General features: G+C 64.5%; 16 protein-coding genes. 7 read left to right on the top strand and 9 right to left on the bottom strand.

The window, feature by feature from the left end:
• A partial coding sequence (locus E7813_RS15895; protein ID WP_291575436.1) for a VOC family protein occupies positions 1-520 on the top strand: 520 nt, incomplete at its 5' end.
• 56 nt (positions 521-576) lie between these two features.
• Here E7813_RS15895 and E7813_RS15890 read toward each other — a convergent pair.
• The 3 genes from E7813_RS15890 to petA form a co-directional block, all read right to left on the bottom strand.
• Positions 577-1,251, bottom strand: a complete 675-nt coding sequence (locus tag E7813_RS15890) for a dienelactone hydrolase family protein (RefSeq protein ID WP_291575434.1) — start codon at positions 1,249-1,251, stop codon at positions 577-579.
• Between the two features lie 135 nt (positions 1,252-1,386).
• Complete coding sequence (locus E7813_RS15885; protein WP_291575433.1) at positions 1,387-3,456, bottom strand: cytochrome c1; 2,070 nt, start codon at positions 3,454-3,456, stop codon at positions 1,387-1,389.
• 62 nt (positions 3,457-3,518) lie between these two features.
• Complete coding sequence (gene petA / locus E7813_RS15880; protein ID WP_291575431.1) at positions 3,519-4,049, bottom strand: ubiquinol-cytochrome c reductase iron-sulfur subunit; 531 nt, start codon at positions 4,047-4,049, stop codon at positions 3,519-3,521.
• A gap of 282 nt (positions 4,050-4,331) precedes the next feature.
• Here petA and E7813_RS15875 point away from each other — a divergent pair, with 282 nt between their 5' ends.
• Entirely contained in the window at positions 4,332-4,844 is a 513-nt protein-coding gene (locus E7813_RS15875; RefSeq protein ID WP_291575429.1) for a tRNA (cytidine(34)-2'-O)-methyltransferase, read from the top strand.
• Between the two features lie 10 nt (positions 4,845-4,854).
• On the top strand, positions 4,855-5,742 hold the full coding sequence (gene hemF, locus E7813_RS15870; protein WP_291575428.1) for an oxygen-dependent coproporphyrinogen oxidase: 888 nt from the start codon (positions 4,855-4,857) through the stop codon (positions 5,740-5,742).
• A 104-nt stretch (positions 5,743-5,846) separates the two neighbouring features.
• On the opposite strand, the gene E7813_RS15865 is transcribed toward hemF, so the two are convergent.
• From E7813_RS15865 to E7813_RS15840, 6 genes are read right to left on the bottom strand one after another with little or no spacing between them, the layout of a single operon-like run.
• A complete protein-coding gene (locus E7813_RS15865; protein WP_291575427.1) occupies positions 5,847-6,614 on the bottom strand; it encodes a sulfite exporter TauE/SafE family protein in 768 nt (255 codons plus the stop codon).
• Positions 6,611-7,873 carry a CCA tRNA nucleotidyltransferase gene (locus E7813_RS15860; RefSeq protein WP_291575426.1) on the bottom strand — a complete coding sequence of 421 codons (1,263 nt, stop codon included), beginning with the start codon at positions 7,871-7,873 and terminating at the stop codon, positions 6,611-6,613. The genes E7813_RS15865 and E7813_RS15860 overlap by 4 nt, the downstream gene beginning before the upstream one ends.
• 13 nt (positions 7,874-7,886) lie before the next feature.
• Positions 7,887-8,030: a hypothetical protein gene (locus E7813_RS15855; RefSeq protein ID WP_291575425.1), complete on the bottom strand. Its 144-nt coding sequence runs from the start codon at positions 8,028-8,030 to the stop codon at positions 7,887-7,889.
• A complete protein-coding gene (locus E7813_RS15850; protein ID WP_291575424.1) occupies positions 8,027-8,290 on the bottom strand; it encodes a DUF6111 family protein in 264 nt (87 codons plus the stop codon). The genes E7813_RS15855 and E7813_RS15850 overlap by 4 nt, the downstream gene beginning before the upstream one ends.
• Complete coding sequence (locus E7813_RS15845; protein WP_291575421.1) at positions 8,287-8,964, bottom strand: CoA pyrophosphatase; 678 nt, start codon at positions 8,962-8,964, stop codon at positions 8,287-8,289. The genes E7813_RS15850 and E7813_RS15845 overlap by 4 nt, the downstream gene beginning before the upstream one ends.
• The gene (locus E7813_RS15840) at positions 8,961-9,572 is read right to left on the bottom strand and encodes a DUF1285 domain-containing protein (protein WP_291575420.1); all 612 of its coding nucleotides are present in this window, start codon (positions 9,570-9,572) and stop codon (positions 8,961-8,963) included. Before E7813_RS15840 ends, E7813_RS15845 begins: the two co-directional genes overlap by 4 nt.
• Before the next feature lie 235 nt (positions 9,573-9,807).
• On the opposite strand from E7813_RS15840, the gene E7813_RS15835 reads away from it, so the two are divergent.
• Genes E7813_RS15835 through E7813_RS15820 form a run of 4 tightly spaced genes read left to right on the top strand, consistent with a single transcriptional unit; the run spans position 9,808 to position 16,636 of the window.
• The gene (locus E7813_RS15835; protein ID WP_291575418.1) at positions 9,808-10,812 is read left to right on the top strand and encodes a MoxR family ATPase; all 1,005 of its coding nucleotides are present in this window, start codon (positions 9,808-9,810) and stop codon (positions 10,810-10,812) included.
• Positions 10,812-11,756 carry a DUF58 domain-containing protein gene (locus tag E7813_RS15830; RefSeq protein WP_291575416.1) on the top strand — a complete coding sequence of 315 codons (945 nt, stop codon included), beginning with the start codon at positions 10,812-10,814 and terminating at the stop codon, positions 11,754-11,756. Before E7813_RS15835 ends, E7813_RS15830 begins: the two co-directional genes overlap by 1 nt.
• Complete coding sequence (locus E7813_RS15825) at positions 11,756-14,563, top strand: DUF4159 domain-containing protein (protein WP_291575438.1); 2,808 nt, start codon at positions 11,756-11,758, stop codon at positions 14,561-14,563. The genes E7813_RS15830 and E7813_RS15825 overlap by 1 nt, the downstream gene beginning before the upstream one ends.
• A 9-nt stretch (positions 14,564-14,572) precedes the next feature.
• On the top strand, positions 14,573-16,636 hold the full coding sequence (locus E7813_RS15820; protein WP_291575414.1) for a hypothetical protein: 2,064 nt from the start codon (positions 14,573-14,575) through the stop codon (positions 16,634-16,636).
• Positions 16,637-16,721 lie beyond the last annotated feature (85 nt).

Below are 16,721 nucleotides of genomic sequence, written 5' to 3'. Positions count from 1 at the left end.
CGACGTGCTCGGCTTCGGGCTCTCCGACTACATCCTGAAGCCGTTCCGCGCCTATTTCTTTCATGTCAACGCGCGGCATCATTCGCTGGCGCTGATCGAGACCGGCAAGAACGGCATGCATCACCTGATGGTCGAACTGTTCTCGCTCGACGATGTCGGCCAGTGCTACGACATCGCCTTGAGCCAGCAGGAGCGCGTCAGCGTCACGCTCGGCCGTCACACCAACGACCTCATGACTTCGTTTTACGCCAAAACGCCGTCGTCGTTCATGTTCGAATGCGGCTGGGGCGGCCGTGAGATCGATCCGACGGCATGGCAACCGGTTGAGATGCATCACGGCCCGAGCCTGTGGGGGCATGAGCGGGTCTGGCTGCCGCCCGCAGACCGCGAAGTGGCGCGCGAGATGCGAATGCAGGCGGCGGCCTCGGGCCTGCGTGCGCCGGTCCAGGTCATGGAAGGCAATTACAGACTGATGCCGGGGACATGTCCGTGGTGGGACGGGGTGAGCGGCGCCGGTTGATGGCGAGTCTCTAACAACGCCGTCGTCCCGGAGGCCGGGACGACGGAAGTGGCAAATCACCCCAAATGCTTCTTGAAGAACTCCGTCGCGCGGCCCCAGGCGAGTTCGGCGGCGGCACGGTCGTGCACCGATTGGCGCTGCTCGTTGACGAAGGCATGCTCGGCGTCATAGCGGAACAGTTCGAGCGACTTGCCGGCGGCTTTCATGGCCTTCTCGAAACCATCGACCAGTTGCGGCGTGCACCAGTCGTCCTTGTTGGCGAAATGGGCCTGCAGCGGAATCTTCACGTCGGCGGGTTTGGCCGCCTGCTCCGGCGGAATGCCGTAGAACACCACGCCCGCGGTCAGTTCGGGGATCTTGGTAGCGCCGATGATGGTGACGGCGCCGCCGAGGCAGAAGCCGGTCAGGCCGACCTTGGCGCCGTTCTTGCCGAGATAAAGCGCGGCGCCACGCACGGTCTGCGTGGTCGCGTCCATGAAATCCAGCGAGTTCATCTCTTTGCCGGCCGCGTCGGTGTCGTGATAGGGCACCACCTTGCCCTTGTAGAGATCGGGCGCCAGCGCATCGAAGCCGGCCACCGCGAAGCGGTCGCACAGCCCCTTGATCTGCTCCGACAGCCCCCACCATTCCTGGATCACGACCACGCCCGGCGCGTTGCCGCGGGCGGCGTTGGCGAGATAACCGCTGGAGTCCTTGCCGTCCGGACGCTTGAACGAGATGGTGGTGCCCATGGGTTCCTCCCGGTGATTTCTGAGATAGCCGATCGGCGGCTATTTTGTCCGCTGCGGAGGCAGGATGCAATCACGGCCCCCAACAAAAAAGCCCCTACAGGGGCTTCTTCGAATTCACATTATGATGCCAAGGGCTCAGTGCGCGTCGGCCCAGACTTTCTTCTTGGTGAAGTACATCAGGCCCGTGAACAGGATCAGGAACACGAACACCTGTAGCCCCAGCCGCTTGCGCGCTTCCATGTGAGGCTCGGCGGTCCACATCAGGAAAGTCGCAACGTCATGGGCATATTGCGCCACGGTCGCCGGCGAGCCGTCGTCGAAGGTGACCTGGCCGTCGCTCAGCGGCTTCGGCATCTTCATGGAATGGCCGGGGAAATATTTGTTGTAGTAGGAGCCTTCGGGAATGGTGACGCCCGCCGGTGGCTTTTCCTCGAAACCCAGCAAAATCGCGCTGACGTAGTTCGGACCCTGCTCCTGGAATTGCGTGAAAAAGTCGAACACGAATCTCGGGAAGCCGCGTTCGTAGGAGCGCGCCTTGGCGATCAGCGACAGGTCGGGCGGCAACGCGCCGCCATTGGCGGCGCGCGCGGCCTGCTCGTTGGGGAATGCCGCGGGGAAGTAATCGGCGGACCGGCCGGGCCGGTCGAACATCTCGCCCTGATCGTTGGGGCCGTCCTTGATCTTGTAGTCGGAGGCGAATGCCGCCGCCTGCGCTTCCGAATAGCCGGGACCGCCGGGGTCGGCCAGATTGCGGAACGCGATGTAATCCAGGCTGTGGCATGCCGAGCAGACTTCCTTGTAGACCTTCAAGCCCCGCTGCAGCGATCCGCGATCGAACTTGCCGAGCGGACCGGAGAACGACCATTTCTGCGATGGCGGTGCTTCCTGCTCCTCGGCCCGGGCATTCTGCACGCTTCCGGCGACCAGCGTGCCCGCGACCGCGAGCATGATCACGGTCGAGACCATCGGCGCCGACTTGCCTCCGGTTTTCGCCAGCACGTCGTCGGCGATCGAATTCGGCAACGGACGCGGCGTTTCGACCCGGCTCAACAACGGCAGCAGGATGAGGAAATAGGCGAAATAACAGAAGGTCAGGACGCGCCCGGCGATCACATAGATGCCTTCCGGCGGTTGCGCGCCGAGATAGCCGAGCAGCACGCAGACCACGACGAAGATCCAGAAGAACTGCTTGGCCAGCGGACGATACCTGGACGACCTGGTTTTCGCGGTATCGAGCCAGGGCAGGAACACCAGCACCAGGATCGCCGAGAACATCGCGGTGACGCCGGCGAGCTTGTTCGGGATCGAGCGCAGGATGGCGTAGAACGGCAGATAGTACCATTCCGGCACGATATGCGCCGGGGTCACGCCGGGATTGGCCGGAATGTAGTTGTCGGCGTCGCCCAGATAGTTCGGCATGTAGAAGATGAACCAGGCGAAGAACAGCATGAAGCAGGAGACGCCGAACGCATCCTTGATGGTGGCGTAGGGCGTGAACGGCACGGTGTCTTTTTCGGTCTTCGGCTCAACGCCGGCCGGATTGTTCTGGCCCGCGACATGCAGCGCCCACACATGCAGCAACACCACGCCGGCGATCACGAACGGCAGCAGGTAATGCAGCGAGAAGAACCGGTTCAGCGTCGGATTGCCGATGGAATAGCCGCCCCACAGCAGGGTCACGATGCTCTCGCCGAAATAGGGAATGGCGGAGAACAGGTTGGTGATGACGGTGGCGCCCCAGAAGCTCATCTGGCCCCACGGCAGCACGTAGCCCATGAAACCGGTCGCCATCATCAGCAGGTAGATGATGACGCCGAGGATCCACAGGATTTCGCGCGGCTCCTTGTACGACCCGTAATACAGGCCGCGGAACATGTGGATGTAGACCGCCAGAAAGAACATCGAGGCGCCGCTGGCGTGCATGTTGCGCAGCAGCCAGCCGTAATTCACGTCGCGGACGATGCTTTCGACCGACTTGAAGGCCATGGTGGCTTCCGGCGTGTAATGCATCGCCAGGATCACGCCGGTCACGATCTGCAAGGCCAGCATGATCGACAGGATGGCGCCGAAGGTCCACCAGTAGTTCAGGTTGCGCGGCGTCGGATAGGCCACGAACGAGGAGTGGACGAGACCCAAAATCGGGAGACGCCGTTCAATCCATTTCAAGACGGGATTGGTCGGCTGGAAGTCGGATGGTCCGCTCATGATGCGATCCCTAGGGAAGTGAGACGTGACCGGCTTGAGGTCTCGGATGTCGGATCCGGGGCTCAGCCAATCTGGATTTTGCTGTCGGAAACGAATTGATACGGCGGTACCGCGAGGTTGGCAGGCGCCGGTCCCTGGCGGATGCGGCCGGAGGAATCGTATTGCGAACCGTGGCAGGGGCAGAAGAAGCCGTCGTAGTTGCCCTCATGGGCGATCGGGATGCAGCCGAGATGGGTGCAGATGCCGATCACGACGAGCCACTGGTCGTGACCCTCCTTGACCCGGGACTGATCGGTCGCCGGGTCGGGCAGGCTTGCGACCGGCACTGCGCGGGCCTCGTCGACCTGCTTCTTGGTGCGGTTCATGATGTAGATCGGCTTGCCGCGCCAGAACACCTTGATGTCCTGTCCCTGGGCGATCGGCGTCAGATCGACTTCAATCGGCGCACCGGCCGCGATCGTCGAGGCGTCCGGATTCATCTGGGAAATGAACGGCCAGAGCGTGGCCACTCCACCGACCGCGGCGGCCGCTCCTGTTGCAACAAAAAGGAAATCACGGCGTGTCGGGTGATCCGCCGAAGACGCTGTCGTCACGATTCCAAGCCCTTTCTCATCTGCAGCCGGTGGAACCGCTCCGGTGACGCCGTGAAACGTAACCCGCGAGAGGCTGCCGGCGCCCGCGATCCCCGCGGCGGCAGAAAGATCGCTTCTCCCGGCCAAAACGGTGCGGAACAAGCAGTCCAGAATCGTTCTATTGGCACCCTTGCCGGGAGAGCGCAAGCCCGCTATCGGCTCGCAAAGGTGCAATGCACTAAATCCGCGCGAAGCGGCGATTATTCAGACATTTCATGGGGACACCCCAAGGGCCGTCATACAATGCAGATTGCGCTTTTCCAACCCGACATTCCCCAGAACACCGGGACGATTCTGCGTCTGTGCGCATGCCTCGATGTGACGGCCCATATCATCGAACCTGCCGGTTTTCCGGTGTCCGACCGGCACTTCCGCCGGGCGGGCATGGACTATCTCGACCAGGTCGCCATCATGCGGCACGACTCGTGGTCAAAATTCGAGCAATGGCGTAACGACGGGGGTTGCCGGCTGATCCTGTTCACGACCAGGGGCACCAGCCCCTATCTGGACTATCGCTACCAAGCAGCCGACGTCCTGCTGTTCGGGCGTGAATCCGCGGGTGTTCCCGACGAGGTCGCCACCGCCGCCGACGCCCGGCTGGTGATCCCGATCAAGCCCGGCCTGCGCTCGCTCAACGTCGCGATGGCCGCGGCGATGGCGTTAGGTGAAGCGTTGCGGCAAACCGGCTCCGCCAAGAGCTTACAGGACACGGGCCTAAAGGACATGGGCCTCCAGGACATGGGCCCACAGGGTTAGACAACCGCCGATGGACATCTCCGTGATCGAAAATCGCAAAGCGCGCGCGCGGGCCTGGTTCGAAACCTTGCGCGATCAGATCTGCGCGGCCTTCGAGGGACTGGAAGACGCCGCGCCTGCCTCGCTCTATCCCGGCGGCGCGGGACGCTTCCTGCGCACACCCTGGGAGCGCACCGACTATAGCGGCGAGCCCGGCGGCGGCGGGGTGATGTCGATGATGCACGGGCGGCTGTTCGAAAAGGTCGGCGTGCATTGCTCGACGGTATCAGGCGAATTCAGTCCCGATTTCCGCTCGCAGGTTCAAGGCGCGGACCAAGACCCGCGATTCTGGACCTCGGGCATTTCGCTGATCGCGCATATGCGCAACCCGCACGTTCCCGCGGTGCATATGAACACCCGTTACGTGGTCACCACCAAATCATGGTTCGGCGGTGGCGCCGACCTCACTCCGGTGCTCGAGCGGCGGCGGAGCCAACAAGACCCGGACACGCTTGCCTTTCATGCCGCGATGCGGGCGGCCTGCGACGCTCACGCCTCCGTCGCGAGCTACGCCAAATACAAGAAGTGGTGCGACGACTATTTCTATCTGCCGCATCGCAAGGAAGCCCGCGGCATCGGCGGCATCTTCTACGACCACCACGATTCCGGCAATTGGGAAGCCGATTTCGCATTCACGCAGGACGTCGGCCGCGCATTCCTGGAAATCTATCCCGAACTGGTGCGAAGGAATTTCAATACGCCCTGGACTTCAGGGGATCGCGAAGAGCAACTGGTGCGCCGCGGCCGCTACGTCGAATTCAACCTGCTTTATGACCGCGGCACGACCTTCGGCCTGAAAACCGGCGGCAACGTCGATTCGATCCTGTCGTCGATGCCGCCGGAAGTGAAATGGCCGTAGTTCTAGTTTGTCATGCCCGGACTTGATCCGGGCATCCATCAATCTTCATAAAACGACTTTGTGAATTGGGGATGGATTGCCGGATCAAGTCCGGCAATGACAAATCATATCCAATGCCGCGCCGCCGATGAAATCATGACCAGGCCGCCCACGACCACGGCGACATCGAGGATCGCGGTATGGATGTGCACCGGTATCCGCTCGACGAATGTCCTGGCGAGAAAAGCCCCCGGCAGCGACACCGCACCGATCAAGAGCGCGAAGGCGAAGACCTGGGCGGTCACGGCCCCGGCCAGTCCGAACACGGAAATCTTGATGACACCGGTCGCCAGCGAGATGACGGCGTCAGTGGCGATCACGGCCGCACCCTCGAGACCCACCGCCATCAATAGCGACAGCAGGATCACGCCGGAGCCCGACGTGCCGCCCACCACGACGCCATAGCCCACCGCGCCAACGCCGAGCCCGGCGTCGCCGATCCTGACATCGCGGCGTCTGAACAGGCGCCGCAGCGGCACGCTCGATATCAGCATGACGCCGATCACCACGGCAGCGCCGGCATTGGTCAGTCTCGTATAGCCGTAAGCGCCAAGTGCCGTGGTCAGCGCTCCCGCGCCAATCACGATCAGCGCGCGGCGGCGGTCGGCGTAGCGGAGATAGGCGACAAAGCGGCTGAGGTTGGTGAAGATCGAGGAGATGGCGATGATCGGCACCACCGGTTCGGCGCCGATCAGCGGCACCAGAACCAGCGGCATCAGCGCGCCGGTGCCGTAGCCCGCCAGACCCCCGAGCACCGAGGCCAGGAAGGCGACGCAGGCAACCAGCAGGAGTTGCAACAGGGAGATGTCGGCGAAGCCGGCAATGATATTCACAACCTGTTATCGCGGGTAAAACGGGCTACGGTCTGGTCGGCAATGACTGCCAAAGCGGGTTCATCCAGCGGAAAATCCGCCGCGAGCCATGCGTCCTCGGCTGATGCCAGGACTTGTCCGAGCAGCGGGCCTTCGGCAATCCCGCGCGCGATGAAATCGGCCGCCTTCAACGGAAATTTCGGCGCGGTCCAGCGTTCCGGCAGGGTGGCGAATTGCTGCCACCGCGCGGAAGCGTCATCCCCGCCCGCCCGCGCCCATGCCAGCATCAGCCGGTCGCGGTAGCGATCCGCGCCGAGCCGGTAAAGCCGCCGCCGCGCCGCCGCCTCATCCATGCCGGCGAGCCGCCACCAGCGATGGCCCATGGAGTCGAGCGCCCTGGTTTCGACATTGGTGAGCCGTAGACGCATCGCCACGCGCCGGGCATCCTCGGTGACCGCGACGGCGAGCGCGCCGAGCCGGCGAGCCGCGTCGGCTTCAAGTCCAAGCCGGCGCTCGGCCGCTATCATCGCGGTAAACGGGCCGGTATACGCCACGCCGCCGAAAATCGGCAGCAGCAACCCGCCGTCCGCCATCGCTGCGACCGCGCCGGCCGCACCCTGCGCGACCATCAGTTTCAATATTTCCATCCGCAGCCGTTCCGCCGACAGGCTCGCCAGCCCCGACCGCCCGCGAATGCAGGCGAGGTATCCGGCGCGATCGGGCTCGCCTGAACCATAGGCGGCGTGAATGCGGAAGAACCTGAGGATGCGCAGGTAATCTTCGGCAATACGCCGGTCCGGATCGCCGATGAAGCGGACGCGGCGAGCCTTGATGTCGTCAAGTCCGCCGACGTAATCGTGCACGACGCCATCGGCGCCAACGGACAGGCCGTTGACGGTGAAGTCGCGACGTTCTGCATCGCGGGCCCAGTCGCGGCCGAACGCGACCTTGGCCTTGCGGCCGAAGGTCTCGATGTCTTCGCGCAAGGTGGTGACCTCGAACGGCTGCGCATCGATCACCAGCGTCACGGTGCCATGTTCGATGCCGGTCGGCACGCTCTTGATGCCGGCGGCCCTGGCGCGGCGGACAACTTCGGCCGGCAGCGCGGTGGTCGCGATATCGATATCGCCGGTCGGAAGCTTCAACAGCGCATTGCGGACCGCGCCGCCGACCACGCGCGCTTCCTCATCGTGGCGGTTGAGCAATTCGAGCACGCGGGCGGTTGGACCGGATCTGAGCCAGGGCGCGTCTAGCGATCCGCTTCCGAAGTTCGCAGGCATGTGCGGCACCTTCTTATGCGAACTTCGGAAGCGGATCGCTAGCAAACAAATCGATTGCAGTGCCGTTTATCGATTTGAAGTTCCTGATGCGAGGTTGCGGCACCCTGTGCAGGAACTTCAAATCGGCGGCACTGCCGAGCACGCGCGCTTCGCTCATTTTTCAACTCCGGGAACGAACTTGCCGTTCTCGATGTGCGCGGGGATGTAGGTCGAGTTCGGCGCCGCGCCGGAAAAATGCGCGAGCAGGATGAAACTGACCACCACCAGCAACAGCGAGCCGATCACCAGTTTGCCGATGACATGCATCGGCCATGACGACTGCAGCAGTAGCCCCGAGCGTGTCGCGATCAAAAACGCCGCATAGACCGCGAACGGGATCAGGAAGATTCCGACTTCCGTGAAAGCCGGACGGATCATGGCAGATAAATCCGCTGATACAGCGCATGCAGGATTCCCGCGGTCGCGCCCCAGATATAACGGTCGGCAAACGGCATCGCGTAGTACATACGCTCGATGCCGCGAAACTCCTTGCTGTGCACCTGGTGGTTTGCCGGATCCATCAAAAACGCCAGCGGGACCTCGAAGGTATCCTCGACTTCGGAAGCGTTGACGCGCAGTTTGAAGCCCGGCCTTACCCGCGCGACCGTCGGCACGATGCGAAACCCGAAACTGGTTCCGTACAGATCGAGATAGCCGATCGGATCGATGAATTCGCGGCCGAGGCCGATCTCTTCATCGGCCTCGCGCAACGCGGCATCAAGCGGCGATGCATCGGTCGGGTCGATCTTGCCGCCGGGAAAGGAAATCTGGCCGGCGTGATCGTTGAGGTGCGCGGCGCGCTGCGTCAACAGCACCGTCGGTTGCGGATGGTCCACCACCGGGATCAACACCGCCGCGGGGCGGATCGGCCGTTCCTGCGCAAGAATCTGCAGCATCCGGTCGGTGCCATGATCGCCGCTCGCCGGAATCGCGCTGGCATCGGTCAGGCCCGCCGGGACATCGAAGCGCAGCCGCGCGCGGGCCCGATCGAAAAACTCCGCCGAGTTGATCGCGATCGCAGCGGCTTCTGTCTTCCGCACCGGCTCGTTCAAAGCGCGCCCCTCACCTGCTCCGCATCCGCCATCGCAAAGAACTCGCCGCCGGATGCGACCCCGAACATCGGACGGCCATCGACCACCCGCTCCTCGCCCATGTCAACCAGATCGTAATAAAGCGCGCGGGTGACCTTGGCCCACAGATCGGAGCGAACGTGAAGGTAGGGCGTGAGCCCGCCGTCGGCGGCGGCCTCGAATCGCAATCTGTGTCCGGAATCGCACGCTACCCAATCGTCGACATTGGTGCGGAAGCGCAGCAGCCGGTCTCGCCCATGCATTTCCTTGAGCATCTCGACCGCAAGGAACGGCGCATCGTCGACGCGGATGCCGACTTTCTCGACCGGGGTAACGAGAAAGTGCTTGCCGTCTTCGCGCTTGAGGATGGTCGAAAACAGCCGCACCAGCGCCGGCCGCCCGATTGGCGTCCCCATGTAAAACCACGTACCATCATGAGCGATTCGCATGTCGAGATCGCCGCAAAACGGCGGATTCCACAGATGCACCGGGGGCAACCCCTTGCCGGCGGGGGTTGCTGTTGCAGCATCCCGGGCGGCGGCGGTTAACCCGTCGAGACCCTGATGGGTGGTCTGCCCTTGCTTCGCCATTGTTTGCCCTGAGTCTGATCGCCTCTGTTTGGCACGATTGGTGCACGTCTCCCGGCGAGATTCGCTCGTGGGTTCCCGAAGGTCAGGTCGCCACATCGTGATGCCGTTCATACCCCGAAATGCCGATAATGTGGGGATAGTTTAATTCAACGAATACATGGCCTTCGCATAAGTTTAGCATGAGGTTCATGGCATGACGACGCCATCGGCGGCGTTCCAGGCAAGGAGTTAAGCGATGGCTGGCGCAGATAGCGTGGAAAAACTCGAAGACGTGATCGTCCGCTCGGCCGAACAGGTCGCCGGTCAAATCCGCGCCGCGAAAGATGCGATCTCCACCGTCATCTTCGGCCAGGAACGGGTGGTTGAAAACACCCTGGTGACGATCCTCTCGGGCGGTCACGCGCTTCTGATCGGCGTGCCCGGTCTGGCCAAGACCAAGCTGGTCGAAACCCTGGGCATCACGCTGGGACTGGATGCCAAACGCATCCAGTTCACGCCCGACCTGATGCCGTCGGACATCCTCGGCGCCGAGGTGCTGGACGAGAGCAGCACCGGCAAGCGGTCGTTCCGCTTCATCTCCGGGCCGGTGTTCGCGCAACTCCTGATGGCCGACGAAATCAATCGCGCCAGCCCGCGTACCCAATCGGCGCTGCTGCAGGCCATGCAGGAACAGCACATCACGGTGGCGGGCGCGCGCCACGACCTGCCGAAGCCGTTTCATGTGCTGGCGACACAAAATCCGCTGGAGCAGGAAGGCACCTATCCGCTGCCGGAAGCGCAACTCGATCGCTTCCTGATGGAGATCGATGTCGACTATCCCGATCGCGACGCCGAGCGGCGCATTCTGTTCGAAACCACCGGCGCCGAAGAGACGCTGGCCAAGGCCGCCATGAATGCCGAGATCCTGATCGCGGCGCAACGGCTGGTGCGGCGGCTGCCGGTCGGCGATTCCGTCGTCGAAGCAATCCTGTCGCTGGTGCGTTCCGCGCGTCCGGGGCCGGAGGGCGGCGAGGGCGGCAAGTTGATCGCATGGGGACCGGGTCCGCGCGCCAGCCAGTCGCTGATGCTCGCCGTTCGCGCCCGCGCCCTGCTCGACGGCCGCCTGGCGCCCTCGATCGACGACGTGCTTGATCTGGCCGAACCGGTGCTCAAGCACCGCATGGCGCTGACGTTCTCGGCCCGCGCCGAAGGCCGCACCATCCCCGACGTGATCAAGCAATTGAAGACGCGGATTGGTTGATGGCCGCAGAGACCAGGCACTTAAGCGGGGAGATCACAGCAATCCGACGTGCCGATGGCGAAAGCCGAACGCTCGCCGCTTCGCTGCCCCGCCTCGTGCTTGAAGCCCGCCGCATCGCCGCCAATGTGATCCACGGCCTGCATGGACGGCGGCGCGCCGGCGCCGGCGAAAGTTTCTGGCAATACCGCCGCTTCGTTTCCGGCGAACCGTCGCAGAACGTCGACTGGCGGCGCTCGGCGCGCGACGATCATCTTTATGTCCGCGAGCAGGAATGGGAGGCCGCGCACACCGTGTGGCTGTGGCCGGATCGCTCGCCGTCGATGGCGTTTGCGTCGAGGCAGGCGCGCGACAGCAAGCTGGAACGCGGGCTGATCGTGACCTTCGCGCTCGCCGAACTGCTGGTCGAGGGCGGCGAACGCGTAGGCATCCCCGGCCTGATGACCCCGACCTCAAGCCGCAGCGTCATCGACAAGATGGCGCAGGCGATGCTGCACGACGATGCCGCCCGCCTCAGCCTGCCGCCCTCGTTCGTGCCATCGGCGCTGGCCGAAATCGTGGTGTTGTCGGATTTCTGGTCGCCGATCGGCGATATCAGGAACATGCTGGCCGGATTGTCGGCATCCGGCGCCCACGGCACGCTGGTGCAGATCGTCGATCCGGCCGAGGAGAGCTTCCCCTATTCCGGCCGCATCGAGTTCGTCGAACCGGAAGGCGGCGGCGTCATCACCGCGGGCCGCGCGGAACGATGGGCCGGCGATTATGTGACGCGCGTAGCCCTTCATCGCGACCAGATTCGCGCCGAGACCGACACGCTCGACTGGCTGTTCTCGACCCACACCACCAGCCGCTCCGCCGCCGAACTGCTGCTGTTCCTGCATTCGGGCATGATGGTGAGCAAGGGAAGCGCACGCACCGCGACCGTCAAAGCGGGACGACGGGCATGATCGCCGCCTTCCCGCTGTCTTTCGCCGAACCGTTGTTGCTGCTCGGCCTGCTCAGCCTGCCGGTGCTGTGGTGGCTGTTGCGGGTGATGCCGCCGCGGCCGCGGCGGGTCGAGTTTCCGCCGACGCGGCTGTTGTTCGACATCGCCCCGAAGGAAGAAACCCCGTCGCGCACCCCATGGTGGCTGACGGCCCTGCGGCTGGCGGCCGCGACGCTGGTGATTTTGGCGGCCGCCGGGCCGATCTGGAATCCGCAAGCCGCTATCGCCGGCTCCAGCGCGCCGCTGGTGATCCTGCTCGACGATGGCTGGAGTGCCGCCGCCAGCTGGGACACCCGCATCAAGGCCGCGGACGAATTGATCGCGAACGCCGACAGCAACCGCCGCGGCGTCGCTCTGGTGCCGCTGTCGGAGCCTGCCCGCGACATCACGATCATGCCGGCGGGCACGGCGCGGGTGGCTTTGCGCCAGCTCACGCCCAAGCCTTATTCGATCGAGCGGGTTGAAACGCTGCCGACAATCGAACGTTTCCTGAAAGCCACCGGCGACAGCGAGATTGCGTGGCTGTCGGATGGCATCGACACTGGACGCGGACCGGAATTTCTCGAAGGCCTGGGCAAAACCATCGGTGATCGCGCGCTGACGATCTTCGAAGGCGGCGCCCCCTCGCCGCTCGCCTTGGCCGCTGCCGAAAACGCCGCAGCCAGGATGACCGTGAAAGTATTGCGCGCCGATGGCGGCTTTGCCGCCGGCATCGTGCGCGCGGTCGACCAGAAGGGTTCGCCGATCGGCGAGGCGCGTTATACCTTTGCGCCGAAGGAGCGCGAGACCGAAGCCGCATTCGATCTTCCGGTCGAGTTGCGCAACGATATCGCGCGGCTCGATATTGCCGGCGAACGATCCGCCGGCGCGGTGCAATTGCTCGACAAGCGTTGGCGGCGGCGCGCGGTCGGCGTCGTCAGCGGCTCGAGCAGCGACACCGCGCAGCCGCTTTTGGCATCGACGTTCTATCTCGCCCGCGCGCTGGCGCCATTTGCCGACGTGCGGCTCGGCGATCGCGGCGCGCCGCAACAGGCGATCACCCAATTCCTCGACCAGAAGCTGCCGATGATCGTGCTGGCCGACGTCGGCACGCTGTCACCCGAAATTCGCGAGCGCATCAGCGCATGGATCGAGCAGGGCGGCGTGCTGGTGCGTTTTGCCGGGCCGCGCCTGGCGCAGGCGGAGGATGACCTGCTGCCGGTAAAGCTTCGCCAGGGCGAACGCAGCCTCGGTGGCAGTCTCACCTGGGAGAAGCCGCAGCATATGACATCGTTTGCGGCCGACGGACCGTTCGCCGGCCTTGCGGTGCCGAAAGACGTCACCATCAACCGGCAGGTGCTGGCCGAACCGGACTCGGCGCTGGTGGCCAGAACCTGGGCCTCGCTGGAAGACGGCACGCCGCTGGTCACCGGCGAACGCCGCGGCAAGGGTCTGGTCAGCCTGTTTCACGTCAGCGCCGATATGCGCTGGTCCGACCTGCCGCTGTCCGGCAGCTTTGTCGAAATGCTCCGGCGCATCGTCGATACTTCCGGCTATACCTCCAACCCAGGCGCGGGCGTCGCCGGCGAGGACAAGGTGGAGACGGTGGCGCCGCTGCGCACGCTCGACGGATTCGGCGCATTCGGACCGCCGCCCTCGACCGCAAAGCCGCTCTCTGCCGACTTCCGCGATCGGGCGACGCCGGATCACCCACCCGGATTCTACGGCCCGGCAGAGGGCCCCCTGGCGGTGAATACACTGGCGGCAGCCGACCGCGTCGCGCCGCTCGATACGTCTTCGCTGCGCGCGCGGCGCGCCAGCTACACCAATGCCGAACCGCGCGACTTGCGGGGAATCCTGCTGTCGTCGGCGCTGGCGTTGTTCCTGATCGACGCCATCGTCGTCGCCATGCTCGGCGCCGGCGTCGCGGCGCTGCTGCGGCGGCGCGCGGTATCGGCCGCATGGCTGTTCGCGCTATTGCTGTCGACCCTGCTGGTGGCGCCCTCGTCGTCCCGTGCCGACAGCAACGACGACTTCGCCATGAAGGCGGTCTCGCAAACCCGTCTGGCCTATGTCGTCACCGGCAATGCCGACGTCGATTCCATCGTCAAGGCGGGGATGGCCGGACTGACACTGTTTCTCGCGCAGCGCACGGCACTGGAGGCCGGCGATCCCATCGGGATCGATCCCGCGCGTGACGAGTTGGCGTATTTCCCGCTGATCTACTGGCCCGTCGTGCCCGGCGTGCCGAAGCCGCCGCAGGACGCCATCAACCGCATCGACGCCTATATGAAAAACGGCGGCACCGTGCTGTTCGACACCCGCGATGCCATCGAGGCGCCGCCGGGCGAAGGCGGCGCATCGCAGACGCCCGGCATGCTGGCGTTGCGCGATATCCTTTCATCGCTCGATGTTCCCGAGCTTGAACCGGTGCCGCGCGACCATGTGCTGACCAAGACGTTCTACCTGCTGCGCGACTTTCCCGGTCGGTTTACCTCGGGCCAGACCTGGGTCGAAACCTTGCCGCGCGATGACGACGACGAGGCTGCTTCAAAACCTGCGCGAGGCGGCGACGGCGTCTCGCCGATCATCATCACCTCCAACGATCTGGCCGGCGCCTGGGCGATACGCCCGGATGGCCAGCCGATGCTGCCGCTGACGCCGGGCGAGCCAAAACAGCGCGAATACGCCTTCCGCGCCGGCGTCAACATCGTGATGTATACGCTGACCGGCAACTACAAGGCCGATCTGGTGCATGCGCCGGCCTTGATCGAACGGCTCGGACAGTAGGATCGCGCCATGAATTACGGCATTGCGTTTACCCCGCTGGTTCCGACGCTGGTGTTGTGGATCGCGCTTGTCGCGATCGTCGCGATCGCCGGCCTGCTTTTGCTCGGCCGCGCCCGCGGCGCGGCGGTGCGCGTGGCCGCACTCGCCCTGATCCTGCTGGCGCTGGCCAATCCGTCATTCACCCGCGAGGACCGCGAGCCGCTGTCATCGGTGGCCGCCGTCGTGATCGACAAGAGCCCCAGCCAGAACTTCGGCGACCGCACCCGCGAAACCGCGCAGGCGCAGGAAGCGCTGGTCGACAGCCTCAAGAAGATCAAGGGGCTCGAGGTGCGGGTCGTCGAAGCAGGACAGGCCGACGGCGAAACCGACGGCACCAGATTGTTCGGCGCGCTGTCGTCGGCGCTGTCGGACGTTCCGGTCGATCGCGTCGCCGGCGCTTTCCTGATCACCGACGGGCGCGTGCATGACATTCCGGCGAACGCGGCCGCGCTTGGATTCCAGGCTCCGGTGCAGGCCCTCATCACCGGCCGCAAGGATGAACGCGACCGGCGCATTGCGATTTCCGCAGCACCCCGTTTCGGAATCGTCGGACAGACCCAGACCATCACCTACCGGCTGGACGATCAGGGCGTCAGCGGCAGCACTGCAAAAGTCGTGGTGCGCCGCGACGGCGAAGTGATCAACCAGCGCACCGTCCGGAGCGGCCAGACCGTCAACGTCGACATCGACATCAAGCACGCCGGCCCCAACATCGTCGAGATCGAGGCTTCACCGCTCGATAACGAACTGACGCTGGTCAACAACCGCGCGGTGGTGGCGATCGACGGCGTGCGCGACAAGTTGCGGGTGCTGTTGGTATCGGGCGAACCGCACTCCGGCGAACGCACCTGGCGCAACCTCCTGAAATCCGACGCCAGCGTCGATCTCGTGCATTTCACGATTTTGCGGCCGCCGGAAAAGCAGGACGGCACGCCGATCAACGAACTGTCGCTGATCGCGTTTCCGACCCGCGAACTGTTCCAGGTGCACATCAACGAATTCCAGTTGATCATCTTCGACCGCTATGCCCGCCAGGGCGTGCTGCCGATCGCCTATTTCGACAACATCGCGCGCTATGTGCGTAACGGCGGCGCGGTGCTGGTGTCGGCAGGGCCGGATTACGCCTCGACCACCAGCATCTGGCGCACGCCGCTGGATACGGTGTTGCCGGCCGAGCCGGTCGGCGTCACCGAGAAGCCGTTCTACGCGCATTTGAGCGACTCCGGAAAACGCCATCCGGTGACGCGCGGGCTGGAAGGCTCAAACACCGAACCGCCGCACTGGAGCCGGTTCTTTCGCACCGTCGACACCCGCAACGCCGTCAACCCTCCGGTGATGACCGGCGCCGACGGCAAGCCGCTGCTGCTGCTGTCGCGATTTGGCGAAGGGCGCGTCGCGCTGTTGCTGTCGGATCAGATTTGGTTGTGGGCGCGCGGCTATGAGGGCGGCGGACCGCATCTCGACCTGCTGCGGCGAATGTCGCATTGGCTGATGAAGCAACCCGACCTCGACGAAGAGGCGTTGCGCCTGCAGATCCAGGGCAAGGACCTGCTGGTGTTGCGCCAGACCATGGCGGACAGCGTCGCCCCCGTGACGGTGACTTCGCCGTCGGGTGCGACGCGCGAACTGACGTTAAGCGCGAGCGATCCCGGGACCTGGCGCGCGACGATCCCCGCCGGCGAACTCGGCCTGTGGCAAGGCACCGACGGCACGCTGAAGGCGCTGATCAATGTCGGCCCGATCAACCCGAAAGAGTTCTCGGAAGTCACCTCCACCACCGAAACGTTGAAGCCGCTGACGCAAGCCACCGGCGGTGATGCACGGCGCGTGGTTGACGGCTCAAGCATCTCACTTCCGCGCATCGTGCCGGTGCGTGCATCCAGCGTATTTCATGGCGATGGCTGGATGGGGGTGAAAATGCGCGACGCCAGCGTGGTGCGGGGCGTCGGCGTACTGCCGATGTTCGCCGGCCTGATCGGCCTGTTGCTGTTGCTTGGAGCGTTCGCCGCCACCTGGCTGCGCGAGGGACGCTGATTGGCGCAGCATCGATCGGCGTGGCCTGAACTACACAGGCCATATGAATCTGCAGACACGGCGGCGGACTACGGTTGACATCCGC

It is taken from the genome of Bradyrhizobium sp. (assembly GCF_004799405.1).
Classification (GTDB): domain Bacteria; phylum Pseudomonadota; class Alphaproteobacteria; order Rhizobiales; family Xanthobacteraceae; genus Bradyrhizobium.
This window is presented reverse-complemented; position numbering and strand designations above follow the sequence as displayed.